A 20,399-nucleotide genomic window follows, 5' to 3' on the forward strand; every position below is an offset into this window, starting at 1 on the left:
GGCGTCCGAAAACGATTTTAAAGCGCTAGCCCTTATCGTGGCCTGTGCGCTTTTCATGGAGAATCTTGACGGTTCGATCATCGTCACGGCCCTTCCGCAGATTGCCAGGGCTTTTGAGACAAGTCCGATCGATCTCAGTGTCGCGGTCAGTTCCTACCTTCTCAGCGTGGCGGTTTTTATCCCGGCCAGCGGGTGGATTGCCGATCGCTTTGGTGCCCGCACTATCTTTCTCGCCGCCATCGCCGTCTTCACGCTGGCGTCCGTCCTATGCGGTCTGAGTCGTGGCCTCGCCGCTTTCGCTATTGTCCGCGCCCTGCAGGGGATCGGCGGAGCAATGATGGTCCCGGTTGGCCGCCTCGTACTCATGCGCAATGTTTCGAAAGCGGACATGGTCAGCGCCATGGCTTACCTCACTGTACCGGCAGTGCTTGGGCCCGTACTCGGCCCGCCTCTGGGCGGGTTCATCGTGACCTACGCATCCTGGAGATGGATTTTTTTCTTGAATGTCCCGATCGGCGTGATCGGCGCTTTCTTGGTCCTTCGGCTTGTTCCCAATCACAAAGAGGACGTGACGCCGCCCTTTGACCTGGCTAGGCTTCGCCTTGAGCGGCCTTGCTCTCGCGGGGCTTGTCTACAGCGTGGAACTGGCCAGTCACGGCGGCCTCTCTCCCGGCTTATCGGTACCGCTCCTGGTCGGCGCCGGCGCGCTTTTGCTCTATTTTCGACATGCCCGCGCCAGGGAGAACCCGATCCTCGATCTGAAGCTTCTCCATATCCCAACCTTCCGGCTATCGTTCTTTGCCGGAAACCTTTTCCGTATCAGTGCAGGCGCAATTCCCTTCCTGCTTCCCATGATGCTCCAGGCCGGCTTCGGTCTGACTGCCTTCAACTCCGGCGTCCTGACCTTCATCAGTGCTGTAGGTTCGCTTCTGATGCGGGTTCTTGCGGGTTACCTCCTGAAGGCGTTGGGGTTTCGGAGAGCCCTTGTTTTGAATGGCTTTCTATGTGCGCTGCTCATGCTGGCGCATGGCTTCCTGACGCCCAGCACGCCCGTATTGCTGATGCCCGCCCTGTTCTTCGCCGCCGGATTCTGTCGCGGCTTGCAGTACAACGGGATCGCAGCGCTGAATTTCGCGGACGTTTCCAAGGCGCAGATGAGCCGGGCCACCTCTCTCGCGAGCACTGCCCAACAGCTTTCACAAAGTCTCGGCGTCGCTACCGGCGCGCTGTTTCTGAGCGTGACGATTTTTGGGTTCGGTCAGGATCGTCTTGGTCCAGATAGCTTTGCACCCGCTTTTTCCGGAATAGCGATCATCGCAGCTCTTTCGGCTATCCTGTTTCTTCGGCTGCCAAGATCCGCTGGATCAGATGTGAGCGGGCACGGCGTCAAATAGCAACCGATAAGAGTTTTCGGATCAGTGTGCGTCCGACCGCCCAAATCGTGCAGTCACGCGCGGGCCAGTGACTGCGCCGCGCTAGTGACTTTTGAGGGGCCGGCCGCTTCAGCGGGAGACAGCTGCCGCGTTCGATAGCGCGAAATCACGAATGACGGCGTCGACGAGGTCGGGGGTCAGTTCGTCGTAGTGCAGGATGATCCGGTTCGGTCCGAGCGTTTCGACCGGTACGTCGGAATAGCCGAAGGGAACGGCGATCGATGGCACGCTGGCATTCCTGGCGACTGCAATGTCGTTGACGCTGTCGCCGATCATGACGCTGCGCGCCGGGGCTCCGCCTGCGCGTTCGATCGTGCCGGTCAGATGCCGCGCATCGGGCTTGCGGACCGGAAAGGTGTCGCCGCCGGTGATGGCGTCGAAATAATGAGTCAGATGGAGCTTGCGGAGAAGCGTCAGCGCCAGCGATTCCAGCTTGTTGGTGCAGACCGCGAGCTTGTAGCCGTTCGCTTTCAGCGCATCCATCGCGGCGACCAGGCCGGGATAGGGCTGGGTGTGCCCGGGCATCGTATCGGTATAGTGAGCAATGAAGCGCTCCAGCAGCGGCGGAAGTTCGTTCTCCGAAAGCGGGTGGCCACGAAGCTTGCATGCACGCTCGATCATCACCCTGGCGCCGTGGCCGACGAGATGGGTGAGGTCGGCATAAGTCACCGGTGCGAGATCAAGTGCGGCGATCGTGTGATTAAGGCTTTCGACGAGATCCGCATGCGTATCGAGCAGCGTGCCGTCGAGATCGAATACGACAAGGGGAGGGGTCAAGGAAATCGCCTCTTTGTGGAAAACGGTCGCCCCGGAGTAGGTGATACGCATGGAAAAAGCAACGCCAAGACTATGATCCACAACGCCGCAGCCAGGTGCTTTCGCATTTCAGTTTGCTGGTATTATTTTATCTTTCGTTCGCCTTAGGAGGCGTGTAAACAGCACAACCAACGAAACAAGCGGAGTAAGCGGCGCATGGATGCCCGCGAAATGAAGATCAAGGCCGCCGAGGCGGCTCTTGCCCATGTCGAGAATGGAATGCGCCTCGGAATCGGCACGGGGAGTACGGCCGAGGAATTCGTCCGCCTGCTTGCCGAAAAGGTCGCCGGCGGGCTGAGGGTCGAGGGCGTTCCGACCTCGGAACGCACGGCGCGGCTTTGCGTCGAACTCGGCGTGCCACTGAAATCGCTCGACGAACTTCCGGAACTGGACCTGACAATCGACGGCGCCGACGAAGTGGACCCGGCGCTGCGCCTCGTCAAAGGCGGCGGCGGCGCGTTGCTGCGCGAGAAGATCGTGGCGGCGGCTTCGAACCGCATGATCGTGATTGCCGACGAGACGAAGCTGGTCGAGACGCTTGGCCGTTTTCCGCTGCCGATCGAGGTCAATCCGTTTGGTCTCGTTTCCACCCGGATGGCGATCGAAAAGACGGCTGCGAGGCTCGGCCTGACCGGCAGCCTTGTGCTTCGCCAATCCGGTGACGGAGAATTCACGACAGACGGCGGCCACTACATCATCGATGCATCTTTTGGCCGCATTCCTGATGCAGACGCGCTTTCGAGCGAGCTGAATTCCATCCCCGGTGTCGTTGAACACGGACTTTTCCTCAATATGGCGGCACTTGCGATCATCGCAGGTCCAGCGGGTGCGCGCACGCTGCGGGCGAACAGATAACAGGAGCATTGAGAAGCATGAAGAAATTTGCAGGTCTTGGCCGGTTTGCCGCTGCGACGGTTATTCTTTCCGGTATCGCTTTCGGCTCGGCTGCGCAGGCGCAGGAAATTTCGGATGAGCAGTTGAAGGCGGCGCGCGCGGCCGTTGCGGCCATCGGCGCGACGGCTCAGTTCGACAACATCCTGCCGGGCCTTGCCGAACGCCTGAAGGCTGGTCTCATTCAAGATTCGCCGAACTACGAGGACGTGATTAGCTCGACGGTCGACGCCCAGGCGCTTGCGCTGGCGCCGCGCCGCGCCGATCTCGAAAAGGAAGCGGCAACGAACTACGCAAAGGCGTTCACTCTCGACGAGCTGAAGGCAATTGCCGATTTCTATAACTCGCCCGTCGGCAAGAAACTGCTGAGGGACGGCCCGATCGCATCGCGCGAAACCAACAGGGCGGCCGATATCTGGGCACAGGGCATCGCTCGCGATCTCCAGCAGAAGGCTAGTGCCGAGCTTAGCAAGGTGATCAAGGTGCAGCCGGTCCCCGAGACCGCGCCAGCGGCAAATGCACCGGCTGCGGCTCCGGCCGCCAAGCCCTGACCCGACGAGCACAAGCGTGAAAGCCCGGCATCGGCCGGGCTTTTGTTTTTGCCCGCGCAGAACCTATATCCATTGAACCACCCCACGCCGATTCCATCCGGAGCATACTTCCATGTCTTCATTTGATTACGACCTCTTCGTCATTGGCGGCGGTTCGGGAGGCGTCAGAGGCGCACGCGTTGCCGCTTCGCTTGGCAAGAAGGTGGCGATCGCGGAGGAGTACCGCTACGGCGGCACGTGCGTCATCCGCGGTTGCGTTCCGAAGAAGCTGTTCGTCTATGCCTCGCAGTATCACGAGCATTTCGAGGATGCGGCCGGTTTCGGCTGGACGGTCGGCGCAAACTCTTTCGACTGGAAGAAGCTGGTCGCCGCCAAGGATGCTGAAATCGAGCGACTGGAGGGGCTCTACAAGAAGGGGCTGTCGAACGCGAATGCGGAAATCCTCGAAACCCGTGCGGAACTCGTCGACGCGCATACGATCCGGCTGATAAAGACGGGGCAGACTGTCACCGCCAAGACCATCCTCATTGCGACCGGCGGCCGGCCAAACCCGCATGCGGCATTGCCCGGGCATGAGCTTTGCATTTCCTCCAACGAGGCTTTTCATCTTGAAGAGTTGCCGAAATCGATCGTGATCGCTGGCGGCGGCTACATCGCCGTGGAGTTCGCCAACATCTTTCATGGACTGGGTGTCGAGACGACACTGATCTATCGCGGGGCGGAGATTCTTTCGCGCTTTGATCAGGATCTGCGCCGCGGCCTGCACGAGGCGATGGTTGCCAAGGGCATCCGTATCCTCTGCCATGATGTCCTAGAGAAGGTCTCGGAAGCCGAGGGCGGGCTTGCCGTCGAGACGCTGAAGAACGGTACGCTGCATGTAGGCGCCGTGCTGCTGGCGCTCGGACGCGATCCGAACACCGAGGGCCTCGGGCTCGAAGCGGCAGGCGTGAAGATGAATGAGCGCGGCGCGATCGTGGTCGACGAATATTCGCGAACGAGCGTCGACAACATCTATGCGCTCGGTGACGTCACCGACCGGGTACAGCTCACCCCGGTCGCCATCCATGAAGCGATGTGCTTCATCGAGACCGAATACAAGAACAATCCGACGAAGCCGGATCACGACCTGATCGCGACGGCTGTGTTCTCCCAGCCCGAGATCGGCACGGTCGGCCTTTCGGAAGAGGAGGCTGCCAAGCGCTACAAGGAGCTCGAGGTCTATCGTGCCCAGTTCCGGCCGCTCAAGGCAACGCTGTCGGGACGGGCAGAAAGGATGCTTATGAAGCTGATCGTCGATGCCGAGAGCAGGAAGGTCGTCGGCGCGCATATCCTCGGCCATGATGCCGGCGAGATGGCGCAGATCCTCGGGATCACCCTGAAAGCCGGATGCACCAAGGACGACTTCGACCGCACCATGGCACTTCACCCGACCGCGGCGGAGGAACTCGTCACCATGTATGCGCCGAGCTATCGTATCCGCAACGGCGAGCGGGTCTGACGCACGCCTTGCGAGGCTTGCAGGTCACCAACAAACCAAAAGCCGCTGCGCGTTCTCCGGAACCCGCAGCGGCTTGACTATCCTGAATTTGCAACGCTCTTAGTTCGTCAGCCGCAGAGCATTGCCGCCGCTGGTCGCCTTGACGAAGAGATGCGTCATGGCATTTTCCATATCGTCCTCCGGACCGACTTCGAAGAACAGATCGTCGGAGGCACATTCCTGCAGCTTCGTTTTGATCTTGCTGGCGAAGATGTTCTTCATGTGGTTTTCCCAGATATCGTCGCCCGTTAGCGGGATATAGGTGGTGTAGAGCACTGCCATCTTGATGCCTCGGTTCTTCAGAGCCGTGCAGTATTTGGTGTCGATCGGCTCCAGGCAGCGGCCTTCGCCATCATACCAGTTTCCGCCGCAGGTGCCGCCGGGCTTGAGACTGTCGCCGACGCCATCCGTCACGAAATAAACGATCTTCTGCGGGTCGGCGGCGCTCGATCCGGTGCCGCCATCGCCGCTGATTTCCTTGCCGATCGCTGTGAGCGCGGTGTCGAAACTCGTAAGGGCATTGTCGTTGAAATGGTCGTGGTCTGTGGTCATCAGGCCGACATTGCCGACGGCCTTGGAGGCGCTTGCCATGTCAACGGTCAGTGACGTCACTTTCTCGATGCGGTAGCCCGGCTCGAGCGCATAGCTGCCGAAGCTGTAGGCGGCGATGTGATACTGATCGGCACTCGCCGACGCCGTGTTTACCTTGTCGATCAGGGCTTCCGCCGCTTTCGAGACGACGTCGATACGCAGCGTTACGTCGTTGTTGCGTGCCGCGATATAGGTACTGTCCGGATTTTCGTTGAACTTTCCGTTGCTCCCGTAGTAGCCGATATGGCAGGCAAGTGCGCAGGCACGACCGCCATTGGCGCCCGTGATCGCGCTCAGTCGGTCCATTTCCGTCTGCGTCGCAGCGATACCCATCGAGGGCGTGTTGTCGAGCAGCATGTAGAAATTCGTGTAGCTCTTGCTCTGTGCGCCGTAGACGGCGGTGGCCGCGCCGGACACCTTAATGGAGTCCTGCCCGAGCACCCGCATGAAGGTCGTCGGGATCTGCGCCGTGAATGTTGTGGTCGATGTGACCTGACCGTTCAGCCGGGCAACCTTGAGGTCGACGTCGATCGGCATGTCCGAGAGTTCGGCGCTGGTGGTGGAAGAGGAGCGCTGGGCAAGGAAGAAGGCTTTTCCATCGTTCTCGGCGATCGTCACTTCGCCATCCTCAGTCATCGCCTGATAGGCCTTGTACCCGGCCGAGCCTTCTGAAATTGCTCCCAGCGCCGCAGAGTCGGCCACATCCATCAAATCGGATCGAACGCTCAACGCATGGCCGTAATCGACCGCCATTCCAGCGGCGCCGACTATCGGCACAAGAAGTACGGCGGTCAAAATGCCGAAATTGCCGGACTTATCTTTTAAGAAACTTCCCAAAACACGCATAATATAATTACAACCTGAAATTCCGTGACTATCTCAAATGGAGATAAAATCCTCCTTAATGCCCTTGGGAGATTTCTCTGCATCGGTGCGAATCTGACGATTGTCATACATTGGGGAATTGAGAGGCCTGTCGGGCGGGTTAAGCGGCTATGCAAGGCGGCCGTTAAGGTTTATAAGCCGCTCACTTTTCAGCGCGTAGCCCGGCAGACGACCGCCGTGGCAAGGACAGGTGATTGACATGGCACAGAATTGGACCCCGAGCAGCTGGCGTGACAAGCCGATCCAGCAGGTTCCGGATTATCCGGACCAGGCCGCTTTGGCGGCAACGGAAGCCCAGCTTGCCAGCTATCCACCGCTCGTCTTTGCCGGTGAGGCGCGGCGTCTGAAGAAGGCGCTTGGCAATGTTGCCGAAGGCAACGCCTTCCTGCTGCAGGGCGGCGATTGCGCCGAGAGCTTTGCCGAACACGGCGCCGACACGATCCGCGACTTCTTCCGGTCGTTCCTGCAGATGGCTGTCGTACTGACGTTCGGAGCACAGCTGCCCGTCGTCAAGGTCGGCCGTATCGCCGGACAGTTCGCCAAGCCGCGCAGCAATTCGCACGAGACGCAGGACGGCCAGACGCTTCTGACTTATCGCGGCGACATCGTCAACGGCACGGAGTTCACCGAAACCGCCCGCACGCCCGATCCGGAACGCCAGGCCATGGCTTACCGCCAGTCGGCGGCGACGCTGAACCTGCTGCGTGCTTTCGCGATGGGTGGCTATGCCAACCTCGAAAACGTGCATCAATGGATGCTTGGCTTCGTCAAGGACAGCCCGCAGGGCGAGCGCTACCGCAAGCTTGCCGACCGCATCAGCGAAACCATGGATTTCATGAAGGCGATCGGCATTACCGCGGAGAACCAGCCGAGCCTACGCGAAACGGACTTCTTCACCAGCCATGAGGCGCTGCTTCTCGGCTACGAGGAAGCGCTGACCCGCGTCGACTCGACCTCCGGCGACTGGTACGCGACATCAGGCCACATGGTCTGGATCGGCGACCGCACGCGCCAGGCAGACCATGCGCATGTCGAATACTGCCGCGGCATCAAGAACCCGATCGGCTTGAAGTGCGGCCCGTCGCTGCAGGCGGACGATCTGTTGAACCTGATCGACATCCTGAACCCGGCGAACGAAGCTGGCCGTCTGACGCTGATCTGCCGTTTCGGCTACGACAAGGTGGCGGACCACCTGCCGCGCCTCATCCGCGCGGTGGAGAAGGAAGGCCGCAAGGTCGTCTGGTCCTGCGATCCGATGCACGGCAACACGATCACGCTCAACAACTACAAGACGCGTCCGTTCGAGCGCATCCTGTCGGAAGTCGAAAGCTTCTTCCAGATCCACCGCGCCGAAGGTTCGCATCCGGGCGGCATCCATGTCGAAATGACCGGCAACGACGTGACGGAATGCACCGGCGGCGCGCGCGCGGTGACGGCCGGCGACCTGCAGGATCGCTACCACACCCATTGCGACCCGCGCCTCAACGCCGACCAGGCGCTCGAGCTTGCCTTCCTGCTTGCCGAGCGGATGAAGAGCGGCCGCGACGAGAAGCGCATGGTCGCCAACGGCTGATCGCTTGAAAATCGGAACAAGAGAAGCCCGGCCGAGTGCCGGGCTTTTTGTTCGCCCGCCGCGACCGCATCAAAATCCCTGACACTCTGCTTCAAGCAATTGGATTTGACGCAGCCGCAGGCAGCCGCCAGTCTTGCCGTCTATCGAGAAACGGGGGCTTGCATGGTGAGGGACTATACGGGCGGCTGCGGCTGCCGGGCGGTGAGGTTTCGAAGCAGAAACGAACCCGGCCGGTGGTCGGCTGTCATTGCTCGCAGTGCCGGCGGCAGACGGGACTCTACTATGCGTCGTGCGACGTGCCGCTCGACGGTCTGACGATCGAAGGCGAAAGCGCGATCCGCTGGTACCGGTCGAGCGAGACCGCCGACCGCGGCTTCTGCGTCAATTGCGGCTCGGCGCTGTTCTGGCAGAGAAAGGGATCGCCGATGGTATCCGTCATGGCGGGCGCCTTCGACCAGCCGAGCGGCCTTGCCTTCGGCTATCACATCTATTGTGCCGACAAGGCTGACTTTTACCAGATCAGCGGTGACGCGCCGCAATACGCCAAGGGTATCTGAGCGGCGGTCGCAGCGGTGCCGGTGATTCCATCGCATTCCCGTCACACTTGTCACTCCCGTCTTGTCGATGTCCGGGGTTAAGCTTGCCGGCGAATGTTCCTTGTTACCACGGTAGGCGATTGGGATGCCCTTGTTGAGGAAGAGCTTCCGCCTACATGCCGCCGGGTAACCTGCCGTCCATCCTTGCCTCAGACGGGGCAGGCCATGACAGTCACAGGAGAGACCGATGCAAGAGGCCCTTGTCGTTCGCCGCGAGACGCATATTCCGGCGCCGCCGGCCGCGGTGTTTGCCCTTTTGACCGATCCAGAGAAGATCTTGCGCTGGATGGGAACGGAAGCCCAGATCGAGCCGCAGCCTGGAGGGCTCTATCTCGTCAACGTCACCGGCGCTCGCTTTGCCCGCGGTTCATTTCGCGAGGTGGTGCCGGTGCACCGGCTGGCCTATAGCTTCGGCTGGGACGGCAGCGAGATCGTGCCGCCGGGATCGAGTCTGGTCGAGATCGACTTGGTCGAGCAGCCGGACGGAACGCTGCTGCGCTTGACCCATACCGGCCTGCCCAATGCCGCGCAATGCGCTGGCCATGCGGAAGGCTGGGCGCATTACCTCAAGCGGCTGACCGAGGTCGCAGCCGGGCGCGATCCCGGTCCGGATCCCATGCATGGCAGATATGACTAATCTCCGCTCCTGAACTCGCGGTACCCGAGCCGATGCCCTTCGAGGGGCGGCCTTACGCTGACGGATGACAGCTAACGTCCGCGGTGGCATGATCTCCGGCATGGATCTGCCCGCGCCCCTTGCCTGGCTGGTCGACGAGGCCGGCGCCTCGCCTGGCCCTGATCGGTTCCTTGCCCAACTTGGCGGCCGCCTGCTGGCCGACGGCCTACCGCTTGCCGGTGGAGCCCTGACGCTCGCGGTACCGCATCCGATCATCGCCCGACGCACCTGGCTGTGGCGGGCGGAGAACGGGGCGGTGATCGAGGCGCTGGGGTTTAACGACGGTCCGTCCAGCCAAGCTGGACGTGACTGGCTTGCCGGGCTTGGGCACGTGCGGGAGGAGATAGTCGGGCCGGCGCCGAACAGTCCCATGCTGGGCTGGGCCGGAGCCCAGCCATTCGACGCCGCCGAGGTCCGCCGGTTGCGCCAGGTTGCGCGTTTTGCAGCAGCCCCCTTGGCCGCCTTGGCCGCGCGGTCGGAACTGGCAACGCTGCTCGAGGCCTATCTCGGCCGGCGCAGCGCCGCCCGCGTGCAGGCCGGCGCGCTGGGCCGCGGCACCGGAGAGACCATCCATGCCGTGCTGCTCTGTGCCGATCTGCGCGACTTCACCGCCTTGTCCGAGGCGACGGAGCCGGCGGCAATGATTGCTGCCCTCGACGCCTGGTTCGAGCGCGTCACCGGGGCGGTGCACGCGTTCGGGGGCGAGGTGCTGAAGTTCATCGGAGACGGCGTGCTGGCGATCTTCCCTGTCACCGGCGTTCCAGGCGACGCGTGCGAAGCGGCGCTCCGCGCGGTTGCCGCCGCCCGCGCCGGCATGGCCCATCTCGATGCGGCACGGCAGGCGCAGGGACTGCCGCCGCTGCCCTTTGGCGCGGCCCTGCATTTCGGGGAGATGCTGTGGGGCAATATCGGCGCGGCCGACCGGCTGGATTTCACTGCCATCGGCCCGGCGGTCAACCTGGTGAGCCGGCTCGAAGGGCTGTGCAGGCCACTTGGCCGCAGCGTACTCATCTCCGGCGCGGTCGCTGCGGAGACGACAACGGCGTTGATTCCCTTGGGCGAGCACTTGTTGCGCGGCATTGCCGAACCCTGCGCGGTCTTCACGCTGCCGGAGGATTGAACTTCGTCAGCCAGGGTCGAGCGGTTCAAGCCCCTTTCGCCGCCAGCGCAGCGTTCAGGTGCTGGACGTCTTCCCGCAACGCGGCGATCTCGGTCAGAACGCGCATGTCGATCTTCTGGTGCAGCGACAGAACCTCCAATTCGGATTTGAGGTTCACCTCGTAATCCTTGGCCGCCTCGAAGCGGTCGCGCTCGGCTTGCCGGTTCTGCGACATCATGATGATCGGCGCCTGGATGGCGGCGAGCATGGAAAGAATCAGGTTCAGGAAGACGAAGGGGTAGGGATCAAAGGCGCCCGTCACGAGAATGATCGTGTTGATCACGGTCCAGATCGCCAGGAAGGCAAGGAAGCAGATGATAAAGGACCATGAGCCGCCGACCCTTGCGATGCCGTCGGCGACGCGTTCCCCGAAAGATGCCTCAGCCGCAATAACCGCGTTGACATCCGTAGAGATGATCTTGCGCTCGTGCGCCCTCTTGAGAATTCGCTTTTCGATATCGCCGAGGTCCTCGATTGGCTTGTCGAAATGCAGGTGAACGAAATCCGAGAAATTATGCATGCCTGGCTCCGATACGTGATCGTTTTGGAGCCAGTATTATACCTCGCGGCCAAATTGCAATGCGGCCGGTTTCAGACCGTCACGAGCCCCTGCTTGCTAGCAGGTCGTACTGCGGGAAGAAACGCTCCAGCGTCCGCGCCTTGCCGAACATGATGTCGTGCTGCAGGTAGCGGTAGTCGCGCACCAGCGGATCGAGCTTCTTCTGATCGAGCACCCAGTCCGGCGTCACCTTGTTGTCACGTGTCGCGAGCTGGTAGCGGTCTATGATGTTGTATTTCTTCTGCACGCGCCCGAGGAGGCCTGTGTAGAAGGGGTGCTCGAAACCGGCGAACTTGAGGAGATTATAGGGGATCAGCGAGGGGCTGATCGTGCCGACATTCTCCTTGACGCCTTTCCTGTTGGACCAGATGACCAGCGGCGTTTCATGTTCGCGCTTCATGACGTCGAGCGAAGCCCTGCGTGTGGCCACCATATCCGGCATGTAGCCGGCGCTCATGTAGGTGTTGCCGAGCGGTGGCAGATGGTCTCCCCAGAGGACGATGATCGTTTCGCGATTTCGCTTCGACGCCCAGTCCATCAGCTTCTTCAGACTGTCGTCAGCTTCCTTCACGCCCTGCGTATAGGTCGCAAGCGTCGCGCGGTCGGCGTCGGGGATGTTTCCGTGGATGTCGATCGTGTTGCGCGCATAGCGGCCCGGCTCATAGGGCCCATGCCCCTGCAGGGTGACTGCGAAGAAGAAGAATGGCTGATCGAGGCCGTCGCCCTCGCGCATGATCTCCTTCATCAGGGAGTCGTCGGAGGCAAAGAGGCCGCGCTTTTCCATCGGCGGCATCGTCTCTTCGGTGCGGAATTCCTCGAAACCGAAATCCTTGTAAACCTGATTGCGGTTCCAGAACCAGCCACTGTAGGGATGCAGTGCCCGCGCCGTGTAGCCTTGCCCGCGGAAGAACGTCGCAAGTGACGGGACGTCGTGGCGGAGATACTGCTGATAGGGGATGCTGCCATAGGGCAGGAACGCGTTCGAAAAGCCGGTCAGTGCTTCAAACTCGACATTGGCGGTCATGCCGCCGAACTCCGGCGAAAACACGTGCCCGGACTGCATGGCACGGATATTCGGCATCGGATCGGCGCTGAAGGAAACGTTCGTGAGCCGCGTGGGGTCCCAGAACGACTCGCTCATCAGCATGATGACGTCCGGCTTTTCCCGCGGGCCGGCCAGGTAGCCGAAATTGCGCGCGGGGATCGCGTCGAGCGCCTCGGCGTTGAGACCGGCCGGGACGGCGACATCCGCCATTGGGACATTGAAGAGGAAGGCCAGGATGAAGCCGTTGTTGCGGTAGTTCTCCTTCTGGTCCCACATGATCGGCACGACCTGCAGGCGGTCGCGGATATAGGAATACTGCGAATAGTCCATCAGCGAGCAGAAGGCGGCGATGACAGGCACCCCGAGGCAGAGGCGCCGCAAGCGTGCCTGCGCGGAGAGCTTCGGGAAGTTACGCCAGGCATAACGCCATGTCAGGAAGAGACCCGCAACGGAAAGCGCAAGGCCGATGACGAGCGCTACGGCCATCCACGGTCTGTCGCGCACCATCACCGGCAGCAACTCCATGATCTGCCGGGTGAAGAGCACGTCCGACGGATAGAACGGATCGGAGAGAAAGTGCTGCTTCTGGTTGGAGACGAAAGCAGGGATCACGATAAGCGGTACCAGGATGAATACGGACTGGTAGCGCCGTCCGAATGCGGCATCGAGGGTCAGCATCACGATCGCCAGCATGGCGACCGTCGTCATGCCGGGCCGGGCTGTCGATGTCAGGAATTCGCCGACATCGGTGAGCGTGCCGCGGGCGATCCATTCGACGCTAATCGTGCTGAGGAGGGCAACGGATAGGGAAAATGCTATGCCGATCGCCGCGCGTGCTGTGGGAGATTGCACGCTCGACCCGAAACCAGCAACTCTTCGTGCCTGCGCGGACTTCAATACCAACGCGATCAACGTCAGACTCCAATGTCATAAAAGCTTCATCTCAATGTCACATGTCCGTCATGAACGGTAGATGAACCCTGACGTTCCGCAATGGTTTCGCTTTTTTGCCCGACTTAGTCCGCGGCTTTTCATGGCACGGCGATTGCAGCGGCAGCCGGTGCGCGCTAAATGAATGACATGACACAGGAAAACGCGCCTTTGAATACGCTCCACATTGCCGTTGCCCAGTTGAACCCGACGGTCGGGGATGTGGCCGGAAACCTTGCCAAAGCCCGCGAAGCACGCGCCGACGCGGCCCGCCAGGGCGCGCATCTCTTGCTTTTGACGGAGCTTTTCATTTCCGGCTATCCGCCGGAAGACCTGGTGCTGAAGCCGGCATTCTTGAGAGCCTGCCAGAAGGCGGTCGAAGACCTCGCGGCCGACACCGCGGACGGCGGGCCAGGCGTCATCGTCGGCTTCCCGCGGCAGGGCGAGACCGGGCGCCACAATTCCATCGCGGTTCTCGACGGCGGCAAGATCCTGGTACTGCGGGACAAGGTCGACCTGCCGAACTACGGTGAATTCGACGAAAAGCGCGTCTTTTCGGAAGGAACGATGCCGGGACCAGTCAATTTCCGCGGCGTGCGTCTCGGCGTGCCGATCTGCGAGGAGATCTGGAACGATCTCGGCGTGTGCGAAACGCTCGCCGAAAGCGGCGCGGAAATCTTGCTCGTCCCGAACGGCTCGCCCTACTATCGCGGCAAGGTCGACGTGCGCCATCAGGTGGCGCTGAAGCAGGTGATCGAAACGGGCCTGCCGCTGATCTTCGCCAATCAGCTCGGCGGCCAAGACGAGCTCGTCTTCGACGGCGCGAGCTTCGCCTTCAACGGCGACAAGACGCTCGCCTTCCAGATGAGCCAGTTCGAAACGGCATTGGCCGTCACCACTTGGAGGCGCGGCGAGGACGGATGGCGCTGCGCCGAGGGTCCGATGTCGCGCATTCCCGAACTCGACGAGGCCGATTATCGTGCCTGCCTGCTCGGGTTTCGCGACTACGTGAACAAAAATGGCTTCAAGAACGTCGTGCTTGGCCTGTCGGGCGGGATCGACTCGGCCATCTGCGCAGCGATTGCGGTCGATGCGCTCGGCGAGGAGCGCGTCCGCACGGTCATGCTGCCTTACCGTTACACCTCTGCCGATTCGCTGAAGGATGCGGCGGATTGCGCCAAGGCGCTTGGTTGCCGTTATGACATCGTGCCGATCGAGGAGCCGGTGAAGGGCTTTACCGCGGCGCTGTCGGAACTCTTCGAAGGTACGGATAGCGGCATCACCGAGGAAAACCTGCAGAGCCGTGCACGTGGCACGATCCTGATGGCGATCTCCAACAAGTTCGGCTCGATGGTCGTCACGACCGGCAACAAGTCGGAAATGTCGGTCGGCTATGCGACCCTCTACGGCGACATGAACGGCGGCTTCAATCCGATCAAGGACCTCTACAAGATGCAGGTCTATGCGCTGGCGCGCTGGCGCAACAGCCACGTGCCGCCGGATGCGCTGGGTCCTTCGGGCGTGGTGATCCCGCAGAACATCATCGACAAGGCGCCGTCCGCCGAGCTTCGTCCCGACCAGACGGACCAGGATTCGCTGCCGCCTTATCCCGTGCTGGACGACATTCTCGAATGCCTGGTTGAAAAGGAGATGGCGGTGCGGGAGATCGTCGCGCGCGGACACGACGTCGAGACCATCCACCGCATCGAGCACCTGCTCTATCTCGCCGAATACAAGCGCCGCCAATCGGCTCCGGGCGTGAAGATCACCAAGAAGAATTTCGGACGTGATCGCCGCTATCCGATCACCAACCGGTTCAGGGACCGGTAACAAGAATCCGGGAGGATGTATGCGCAGTTCGGTCGAGATCTACAACATCCGCACCGGTAAAAGCCGGGTTGTCTTTCAAACGGATCAGCTGATCGAGGCGCCGAATTTTTCGCCGGATGGCGGCTATCTGCTGGTCAATGGCGATGGGCTGCTTTATCGGCAGAGGCCGGATGGAGCTGGCGGGCTGGAGAAGGTCGATACCGGTTTTGCAGTCGCCTGCAACAACGATCACGGCATCTCCGCGGATGGCACGATGATCGCCATCTCGGACAAGACGGAATACGGCAAGTCATGCATCTACGTCCTGCCTGCGGCTGGCGGCACGCCGCGTCAGGTCACGCAGAACCTGCCCTCCTACTGGCACGGCTGGTCGCCCGATGGCCGGCATGTCGCTTATTGCGGTATCCGCGACCAGGTTTTCGACATCTACACGATTTCCGTAGATGGTCGCGAGGAAACGCGCCTGACGCATGGCGAGGGGCGCAATGACGGCCCCGACTGGTCGGCCGACAGACAGTGGATCTATTTCAATTCCAGCCGTACCGGGCTCATGCAGATCTGGCGCATCCATCCGGACGGAACGGGTCTCCAGCAGGTGACGCATGACAATTACGGCAACTGGTTTGCGCATCCGTCGCCCAAGAACGACAAGGTGCTGATCCTGTCCTACGATCCTGATGTCTTCGACCATCCGCGCGATCTTCATGTGCGGCTGCGGCTGATGGACATGGACGGCGGCAATCTGACCACGCTTTTCGAACTCTTCGGCGGGCAGGGCACGATCAATGTGCCGTGCTGGTCACCGGAAGGTGATGAATTTGCCTATGTGCGGTATTTCCCGGTGGCTTGATCGGGACAGCAATCCGGGAGATAGAGACTGCCGTCAGGTGCCTGCTTCAAGCAGGAGAATCGGGAATCCGGTGTGAGACCGGAACGTGCCCAACGCTGTAAGGCTGACGCTTGCTGCAAAACTGCCACTGGCTTTCGGGCCGGGAAGGCTGCGGCAAGCGGGTGACGCCAAGTCAGAAGACCGGCCTGACAGGATAGACTGACCCGCGCGGACGGCGGGCGGTTGCGTTGTTGGGGATTTGACGATGCGACCCTTGAATGACGGCGCGCTTGCGGGCGCGTCTGCCTTTGATAGTGAAGAACGCGATGCGGTTTATCGGGCGATCATGACCCGCCGCGACGTGCGCGATCAGTTTCTGCCCGATCCCTTGCCCGACGATGTTGTGGGACGCCTGCTGGAGGCAGCGCACCACGCGCCCTCCGTCGGCTTCATGCAACCCTGGAACTTCATTCTGGTGCGCGATCCGGCCGTTCGGCAGCAGGTGTGGCAAGCCTTCGACCGCGCAAACCGCGAGGCGACGGAGATGTTCGACGGGGAGCGCCGCGACAAATACCGCTCGTTGAAGCTCGAAGGCATTTTGCGGGCGCCGCTCGGCATCTGCGTGACCTGCGATCCGACACGCGGCGGCAGCGTGGTGCTCGGACGGACCCACAATCCACGCATGGACGCCTACTCGACGGTCTGCGCGGTCCAGAACCTGTGGCTCGCGGCCCGAGCGGAGGGCGTCGGTATCGGCTGGGTGAGCATTTTCCACGAGAGCGACCTGAAGGAGATACTCGGTATCCCGGCGCATATCGAGGTGATCGCGTGGCTGTGCGCAGGCTATGTCGACGAGCTTTACCTGGAGCCGGAGCTCGCCGTGAAAGGCTGGCGGCAGCGCCTGCCTCTGGAAGAACTGATCTTCTCCGACCGGTGGGGCAACCGCTAGCGCCCGTCAGTTCTGTTGCGGCTGCGCGCCGGATGTTGCGGGCCTCTTGAGGTCGATCGCACCCTGATCGCCAGCCAGGAACTGCGGACCGACCTGACGGACCTTGTTGTTTGCGGGATCATAGGGGCGATCCGGCACCGAGGGTTGCGGCGCCGGTTCCGGGGTCGCGGCGGCGGTCGCCGGCGGCTTCGACCGGATAGTCGTGATCGAGCCTTTCTGCGGCGGCTCGCTGATCGCCTGGTTCTTGCGGATGTTGTCGTAGTAGGCTGACAGATTGCAAGAGCAGGTCGACTTTTCGCCGGGGGCGCGCTTCTTGTAGGCGAAGGCATTCGGCATGGCGCTGTAAGGCGCACCGGTCGACGCCGAGATCATGTTGGCGGCGTCGGGGTTCGCGATGTCCTGGTAGAAGAGTTCGGTTTCAATGCCCGGGCACATTTTCGAGCATGTCGCAGCGTCGCGTCCAAAATCGACCGAGGTTGCGTTCGTGGTGATCGGGAAAAAGCCGCCGTCGCAGGTGCGCACGCACATGGTGGTGACTTGCGCCATCGGCTCGCCGCGCGGCACGCCGAGCGGGATGAACGTGTCGCTGCGCATTGTCTGCTCTTCGGGGCTCGGCGCGGGGGCATAGGCTTGATCGTCGGGCCAATATTCCTCGACCTCATTGCAGCCATTGTCTTCAAGCGCCGCCATCAGCTCCCGGCGTCCGCGATCGTCCACGCCTTCCCGTTCGCGCAGGTCGTTGCTGCGGTCCTGCAGATACTGGATGTTGTCGACCATGCGCGCTTCGGATTGCTCCAATTCGCTGCAGTAGTCCGCATTCTCGCCGCCGATCACCACCATGCTGTCGACAGAGCAGCCGTACCTGCGCATGTCTTCGCGGACATCGCGCAGTTCGAGATTCTGCTCGGCAATTGCGCTGGCGTAGTGGTGGTTGAGCTCGGGGCTGTTGGTCGTGATTTCCGGCAGATTGGCGAGGCGGGCGCGCAGGTCCTGGCAGATCGCATTCGTCTGCGCGGCCGCGGGAGCTGCGAGGGTAAATAGAAGCGCAAGGGTCAGGTTTCGACGTTTCACGGTATCATCCCGCTAGCAAGCCAGGCCGGTACGCGGCGGAGCATTCGCCGCGTATGCCTTTCTAGCCTGTTTCCGTTAACAGGCTAGCGACGGATTCTAACGCATTTTCCCGTTTGGCAGCAACTTATGCGGGCTGCGAAGCCTCAACGACCGCAAGAGCCGCCATGTTCACGACGCCGCGCGAGGTGACCGAAGTCGACAGGATATGCGCAGGCTGCGCGGTTCCAAGCAGAATCGGGCCGACATGAAGCGCATCCATCATCGTGCGGACGATGCCGAGCGAAATGTTGGCGGCATCGAGATTCGGGAAGAGCAGGAGATTGGCTTCGCCGGTCAGGGCGCTATTCGGCATGGCGCGCTTGCGCAGTGTTTCCGATAGCGCCGAGCCGCCCTGCATTTCACCGTCGACCTCGAGTTCGGGGGCACGCTTGCGCACGAGCTGCAGGGCGTCGCGCATCTTTCGGGCGCTCTCGGAGTCGCGGGAGCCGAAATTCGAATGACAGATCAGCGCGGCCTTCGGCGTTATGCCGAAGCGGCGAACTTCCTCGGCCGCGAGAAGGGCGATCTCGGCGATCTCATCATGCGTCGGATTGTATTTCACGAAAGTATCGGCGAAGAAAACCGGTCCTTTCTGGGTGATCAGCAGGCTGAGGCCGGCAAAGGTGCAGACGCCCGGCCGCCTGCCGATGATCTGGCCTACGTCCTTGAGGTGGCGGTCGAACCGGCCTTCGACGCCGCAGATGAGGGCATCGGCCTCGCCGCGCTTCACCGACAAGGCGCCGATGACGGTGGTGTTGGTGCGCACGATGGTGCGGGCGGCCTCCGGATTGATGCCCGCACGACCGACGAGGGCGAAGTAGTCGTCGACGTAGTCGCGGTAACGGGGGTCGTCTTCGGGGTTTACCACGGCGAAATCGACATTCGGGCGAATGCGGATGCCGAAGCGCTTCAGGCGCGCCTCGATAACCGATGGACGGCCGATCAGGATCGGCTCGCCGATCTTTTCTTCCAGCAGTACCTGGGCCGCACGCAGGACGCGCTCGTCTTCGCCTTCCGCGAAAATGACGCGCTTCTTGTCGGCAGTCTTGGCGCTCGTGAAGATCGGCTTCATGACGAAGCCCGAGCGCCAGACGAAGCGGTTCAGCTGATCGAGATAGGCGTCGAAATCGGCGATCGGCCGCGATGCAACGCCGGTCTCGGCGGCCGCCTTGGCGACAGCCGGAGCGATGCGCAGGATGAGACGCGGATCGAAGGGCGAGGGGATGAGGTAATCAGGACCGAAGACCGGCGTCTCGCCGGAATAGGCGCGGGCGGCGACGTCCGATACTTCCTCGCGGGCAAGCCCGGCAATCGCCTTGACGGCGGCCATCTTCATCTGTTCGTTGATGGCCGTGGCGCCACAATCGAGCGCGCCGCGGAAGATGTAGGGGAAGCAGAGGACGTTGTTCACCTGGTTCGGGAAGTCGGACCGGCCGGTGCAGATCATCGCGTCGGGGCGGGCCGCACGCGCAAGCTCCGGCATGATCTCGGGCGTCGGGTTGGCGAGCGCCATGATGAGTGGCTTCTCGGCCATCTGCGCGAGCAGTTCCGGTTTCAAGACGCCGGCTGCAGAAAGGCCAAGGAAGACGTCGGCGCCGCCGATGCTGTCGGCGAGCACGCGCTTGTCGGTCTTTTGGGCATAGACCTCCTTCCACTCGTCCATCAGCACGTTGCGGCCGTCATAGACCAGTCCCTCGATGTCGTGGACCCAGATGTTCTTCTTCTTGGCACCGAGCTCGACGAGAAGATTGAGGCAGGCGAGCGCCGCGGCACCCGCGCCCGAGGTGACGATCTTGACATCCCCGATCTTCTTGCCGGCCAGTTCCAGACCGTTCAGGACCGCGGCCGCAACGATGATCGCGGTGCCGTGCTGGTCGTCATGGAAGACGGGAATATTCATCTTCTCGCGAAGCTGGCGCTCGACCTCGAAGCATTCCGGCGCCTTGATGTCCTCGAGGTTGATGCCGCCGAAGGTCGGTTCGAGCGAGGATACGGTGGAAACCATCTGGTCGACGGTGGACGCGTCGATTTCGATGTCGAACACGTCGATGCCGGCAAACTTCTTGAAGAGAACCGCCTTGCCTTCCATCACCGGCTTAGAAGCGAGCGGGCCGATATTCCCGAGGCCGAGAACGGCGGTGCCGTTAGAGATAACGGCAACCAGATTGGCGCGCGAGGTGTAATCGGCGGCGGTTTCCGGATTGTCGCGGATCGCAAGGCAGGGTGCTGCGACGCCCGGGGAATAGGCAAGCGCGAGGTCGCGCTGATTGCCGAGCGGCTTGGTCGCCTGAATTTCGAGTTTGCCGGGACGGGGATAACGGTGGAAGAAAAGCGCCTGTTCGTCGAGGTTTCCGCCCGTTTCATTTTTGTCCGTCTTGGATTTTTCCTGATGATCCATTGCCGTCTCCACTACCGCACTTACACTTTTCCGAGACTCCT

16 protein-coding genes, 2 pseudogenes and 1 riboswitch are annotated in these 20,399 nt (G+C 61.7%); of the genes and pseudogenes, 12 read left to right on the forward strand and 6 right to left on the reverse strand.

The window, feature by feature from the left end; genetic code table 11:
* Window positions 1-55: 55 nt before the first annotated feature.
* Both ACPYOJ_RS02965 and ACPYOJ_RS02970 read left to right on the forward strand, forming a co-directional pair.
* Window positions 56-529, forward strand: a pseudogene (locus ACPYOJ_RS02965) (MFS transporter); the annotation flags it as partial.
* Window positions 530-602: 73 nt separating this feature from the next.
* On the forward strand, window positions 603-1,394 hold the full coding sequence (locus tag ACPYOJ_RS02970; protein ID WP_481414922.1) for an MFS transporter: 792 nt from the start codon (window positions 603-605) through the stop codon (window positions 1,392-1,394).
* Window positions 1,395-1,502: 108 nt separating this feature from the next.
* Here ACPYOJ_RS02970 and ACPYOJ_RS02975 read toward each other — a convergent pair whose 3' ends face one another.
* A complete protein-coding gene (locus ACPYOJ_RS02975; protein WP_168831083.1) occupies window positions 1,503-2,261 on the reverse strand; it encodes an HAD family hydrolase in 759 nt (252 codons plus the stop codon).
* A 144-nt stretch (window positions 2,262-2,405) separates the two neighbouring features.
* Here ACPYOJ_RS02975 and rpiA point away from each other — a divergent pair, with 144 nt between their 5' ends.
* The 3 genes from rpiA (at window position 2,406) to gor (ending at window position 5,189) form a co-directional block, all read left to right on the forward strand.
* Window positions 2,406-3,104 (forward strand): ribose-5-phosphate isomerase RpiA, encoded by a 699-nt coding sequence (gene rpiA, locus ACPYOJ_RS02980; protein WP_481414923.1) that lies wholly within the window; start codon window positions 2,406-2,408, stop codon window positions 3,102-3,104.
* A gap of 17 nt (window positions 3,105-3,121) precedes the next feature.
* Window positions 3,122-3,691, forward strand: coding sequence for a DUF2059 domain-containing protein (locus ACPYOJ_RS02985; RefSeq protein ID WP_168831085.1), 570 nt, complete (start codon window positions 3,122-3,124; stop codon window positions 3,689-3,691).
* A 112-nt stretch (window positions 3,692-3,803) separates the two neighbouring features.
* Window positions 3,804-5,189 carry a glutathione-disulfide reductase gene (gene gor / locus ACPYOJ_RS02990; RefSeq protein ID WP_481414924.1) on the forward strand — a complete coding sequence of 462 codons (1,386 nt, stop codon included), beginning with the start codon at window positions 3,804-3,806 and terminating at the stop codon, window positions 5,187-5,189.
* 99 nt (window positions 5,190-5,288) lie between these two features.
* On the opposite strand, the gene ACPYOJ_RS02995 is transcribed toward gor, so the two are convergent.
* Window positions 5,289-6,665 (reverse strand): TadE/TadG family type IV pilus assembly protein, encoded by a 1,377-nt coding sequence (locus ACPYOJ_RS02995; RefSeq protein ID WP_481414925.1) that lies wholly within the window; start codon window positions 6,663-6,665, stop codon window positions 5,289-5,291.
* Window positions 6,666-6,903: 238 nt separating this feature from the next.
* Between ACPYOJ_RS02995 and ACPYOJ_RS03000 the strand changes: the two genes are divergently transcribed.
* From ACPYOJ_RS03000 to ACPYOJ_RS03015, 4 genes and pseudogenes are all read left to right on the forward strand, one after another.
* A complete protein-coding gene (locus tag ACPYOJ_RS03000; RefSeq protein ID WP_481414926.1) occupies window positions 6,904-8,277 on the forward strand; it encodes a class II 3-deoxy-7-phosphoheptulonate synthase in 1,374 nt (457 codons plus the stop codon).
* Between the two features lie 162 nt (window positions 8,278-8,439).
* A pseudogene (locus tag ACPYOJ_RS03005) lies at window positions 8,440-8,834 on the forward strand (GFA family protein).
* Window positions 8,835-9,060: 226 nt separating this feature from the next.
* Entirely contained in the window at window positions 9,061-9,510 is a 450-nt protein-coding gene (locus ACPYOJ_RS03010; RefSeq protein ID WP_481414927.1) for an SRPBCC family protein, read from the forward strand.
* 100 nt (window positions 9,511-9,610) lie between these two features.
* A complete protein-coding gene (locus ACPYOJ_RS03015; protein WP_481414997.1) occupies window positions 9,611-10,669 on the forward strand; it encodes an adenylate/guanylate cyclase domain-containing protein in 1,059 nt (352 codons plus the stop codon).
* 25 nt (window positions 10,670-10,694) lie between these two features.
* Here ACPYOJ_RS03015 and ACPYOJ_RS03020 read toward each other — a convergent pair whose 3' ends face one another.
* Both ACPYOJ_RS03020 and ACPYOJ_RS03025 read right to left on the reverse strand, forming a co-directional pair.
* Complete coding sequence (locus ACPYOJ_RS03020) at window positions 10,695-11,228, reverse strand: DUF1003 domain-containing protein (protein ID WP_481414928.1); 534 nt, start codon at window positions 11,226-11,228, stop codon at window positions 10,695-10,697.
* Window positions 11,229-11,307: 79 nt separating this feature from the next.
* Complete coding sequence (locus tag ACPYOJ_RS03025; RefSeq protein ID WP_481414998.1) at window positions 11,308-13,230, reverse strand: LTA synthase family protein; 1,923 nt, start codon at window positions 13,228-13,230, stop codon at window positions 11,308-11,310.
* A 162-nt stretch (window positions 13,231-13,392) separates the two neighbouring features.
* On the opposite strand from ACPYOJ_RS03025, the gene ACPYOJ_RS03030 reads away from it, so the two are divergent.
* From ACPYOJ_RS03030 to bluB, 3 genes are all read left to right on the forward strand, one after another.
* Window positions 13,393-15,072, forward strand: coding sequence for an NAD+ synthase (locus ACPYOJ_RS03030; protein WP_481414999.1), 1,680 nt, complete (start codon window positions 13,393-13,395; stop codon window positions 15,070-15,072).
* 19 nt (window positions 15,073-15,091) lie between these two features.
* Entirely contained in the window at window positions 15,092-15,922 is an 831-nt protein-coding gene (locus ACPYOJ_RS03035) for a TolB family protein (RefSeq protein WP_481414929.1), read from the forward strand.
* A gap of 18 nt (window positions 15,923-15,940) precedes the next feature.
* Window positions 15,941-16,125: riboswitch (cobalamin riboswitch) on the forward strand.
* A 41-nt stretch (window positions 16,126-16,166) separates the two neighbouring features.
* Entirely contained in the window at window positions 16,167-16,850 is a 684-nt protein-coding gene (gene bluB / locus ACPYOJ_RS03040; RefSeq protein WP_481414931.1) for a 5,6-dimethylbenzimidazole synthase, read from the forward strand.
* A gap of 6 nt (window positions 16,851-16,856) precedes the next feature.
* Here the strand turns inward: bluB and ACPYOJ_RS03045 are convergent, their stop codons facing one another.
* On the reverse strand, window positions 16,857-17,921 hold the full coding sequence (locus ACPYOJ_RS03045; protein ID WP_481414932.1) for a DUF2865 domain-containing protein: 1,065 nt from the start codon (window positions 17,919-17,921) through the stop codon (window positions 16,857-16,859).
* 124 nt (window positions 17,922-18,045) lie between these two features.
* Window positions 18,046-20,358, reverse strand: a complete 2,313-nt coding sequence (locus ACPYOJ_RS03050) for an NADP-dependent malic enzyme (protein WP_481414933.1) — start codon at window positions 20,356-20,358, stop codon at window positions 18,046-18,048.
* Window positions 20,359-20,399: the final 41 nt, after the last annotated feature.

It is taken from the genome of Rhizobium sp. SVR5-9E (assembly GCF_056755095.1).